We start from the raw sequence: 2555 nt of genomic DNA on the forward strand, positions 1-2555 counted from the left end.
GCCCATAGCGGGCCCATAGCGGCAGCGAGATGCTCGACCTGCCGGCACGCATGAGCGCGGTGGCCGACCAGCGCCTCATCACCGGCATCGCGCGCGCCGGCAACCGCCTGGTGGCCGTCGGGCAGCGCGGCCACATCGTGCATTCGTCCGACGGCGGCCGCCAGTGGTTGCAGTCCATGGTGCCGGTGAGCATCGACCTCACCGCCGTCGGCTTCGTCGCCGACAGCATCGGCTATGCCACCGGCCACGACGGCGTCGTGCTCGGCACGCGCGACGGCGGCGTCGGCTGGACGCGACTGCTCGACGGACGCCAGGCCAATGCACTGGTGCTCGACCAGATGCAGCAACGCACCGCCGCGCCCGATGCCGGCGATGCCGACCGCAAGCTGCTCGACGAAGCCAGGCGCAACGCCGAGGCCGGCCCCGACAAGCCCTTCCTCGACCTGCATTTCCACAGCCCCAGCCAGGGCTTCGTGGTCGGCGCCTACGGGCTCGTGCTGCGCACCGCGGATGGCGGCAAGCGCTGGGAGTCGTGGTTCGACCGCGTCGACAACCCCGGCTTGCTGAGCATCTATGCCATCTGCGSCKCGCGCGGCGCGACCTACGCCGCCGGCGAAGCCGGGCTGCTGCTGAAGCTCGACGCCGATGGCCGGCGATTCCGCGCGCTGACCTCGCCCTACAAGGGCAGCTTCTTCGGCGTCCTGGCCACGAGCGCSGGCGTGCTGGCCTTCGGCATGCGCGGCAATGCCTTCCTGAGCGTCGACGAAGGCCAGWSCTGGCAGCCGGTGGACACCGGCCTGCCGGCCAGCATCGTGAGCGGCGCGGTCGCCGCCAACGGCACCGTGGCGCTCGTCGACCAGGGCGGCAGCATYGYGCTGAGCGTCGATGGCGGACGCCACTTCACCCGTTCGGGCCTGCGCCCGCAAATGCCGCTGGCCGCCGTCGCGTTCAGCTCGAATGCCTCGCTGGTCGTGGGTGGCCCGCGTGGCCTGCGCACCGTCGAGYTGGCGACCAAGGACAAATAGAAATGGCAGTCTCTTCAGGCCTCGACCGCATGCCGGTCGTGCGCGACCTCGCGGATTTCCCGCGCGACTCCGGCAACTGGCTGGAGCGCGCCGTCTTCAACCACCGCCTGGCGGTGACCCTGGCCTGCCTGGTCGCCACACTGGTGCTGGGCATCTTCGCCACCCGCGTCGCGCTCAACGCCAGCTTCGACAAGATGATCCCCGTGGGTCATCCCTACATCCAGAACTACCTGAACAACCGCAGCGAACTGCGCGGCATGGGCAACACGCTGCGCGTGGTGGTCGAGAACGAGAAGGGCGACATCTTCGACGCCCGCTACCTCGATGCGCTCAAGCACATCAACGACGACCTGTTCCTGACGCCGGGCGTGGACCGCGCCTGGGTCAAGTCGCTGTGGACGCCGGCCACGCGCTGGACCGAAGTGACCGAGGAAGGCTTTCAAGGCGGGCCGGTCATGCCCGACAACTTCAACGGCGCRCCKGCCAGCGTSGAGCGGCTGCGGCTCAACGTCGCGCGYGCGGGTCTCGTCGGCAGCATCGTGGCCAACGACTTCAAGTCGAGCGCCATCGTCGCGCCGCTGCTCGACGGCGSCAAGGACGGCCGCCTCGAYTACTGGCAGCTCTCGCGAGAAGTCGAGACCAGGATCCGCGACAAGTACGAGCACGGMCTCGCGCCGGACGGCAAGCCCTGGGGCGTGAAGGTGCACGTCATCGGCTTCGCCAAGATCATCGGCGAYCTGCTCGACGGGCTGCTGCAGGTGATGCTGTATTTCGGCGTCGCCACGATCGTCGCCGGCTTGCTGCTGTACGGCTACACGCGCTGCGTGCGCAGCACGGCGATGGTGCTGGCCTGYTCGCTGGTGGCGGTGCTCTGGCAGATCGGTCTGGTGCGTCTTGCGGGGCTCGAACTCGATCCCTACTCGATGCTGGTGCCTTTCCTCGTCTTCGCCATCGGCGTCAGCCACGGCGCGCAGAAGATGAACGGCATCATGCAGGACATCGGCCGCGGCACGCATCGGCTGGTGGCCGCGCGCTACACCTTCCGCCGCCTGTTCCTCGCCGGCGTCACCGCGCTGCTGGCGGACGCGATCGGCTTCGGCGTGCTGATGCTGATCCCGATCCCGGTGATCCGCGAACTGGCGCTGACCGCCAGCATCGGCGTCGCSGTGCTGATCTTCACCAACCTGCTGCTGCTGCCGGTGCTGCTGTCGTATGTCGGCGTGAGCCCGGCCGCGGCCGCCCGAAGCCTGGCGCTGGAGCAGGAACAGGCGGCCGGCCGCGGGGGGCGCGTCTGGCGCGTGCTCGGCCACTTCGCGCAACGGCGCAGCTGGGCGCTCGCCGCCATCCTCGGCTCGCTGGCGCTGACGGTCGGCGGCTATGCGATCAGCACGCGGCTTCAGGTCGGCGACCTCGACCCCGGCGCGCCGGAGCTGCGGCCGGACTCGCGCTACAACCGCGACAACGCGTTCAWCACGAAGAACTACTCGCTGTCCAGCGACCTGTTCGCGGTCATCATCAAGACGCCGAAGG

General features: G+C 69.5%; 2 protein-coding genes. Both read left to right on the top strand.

Annotation, left to right across the window (positions count from 1 at the left end):
• The first annotated feature begins 29 nt into the window (after positions 1–29).
• Positions 30–1025, top strand: a complete 996-nt coding sequence (locus tag AC1D2K_RS33285) for a WD40/YVTN/BNR-like repeat-containing protein (protein WP_478094526.1) — start codon at positions 30–32, stop codon at positions 1023–1025.
• A 2-nt stretch (positions 1026–1027) separates the two neighbouring features.
• The coding region (locus AC1D2K_RS33290) for an efflux RND transporter permease subunit (protein WP_478094527.1) at positions 1028–2555 on the top strand (1528 nt) is incomplete at its 3' end.

The sequence above is a fragment of the Variovorax sp. P1_H12_2 genome (genome assembly GCF_056405335.1).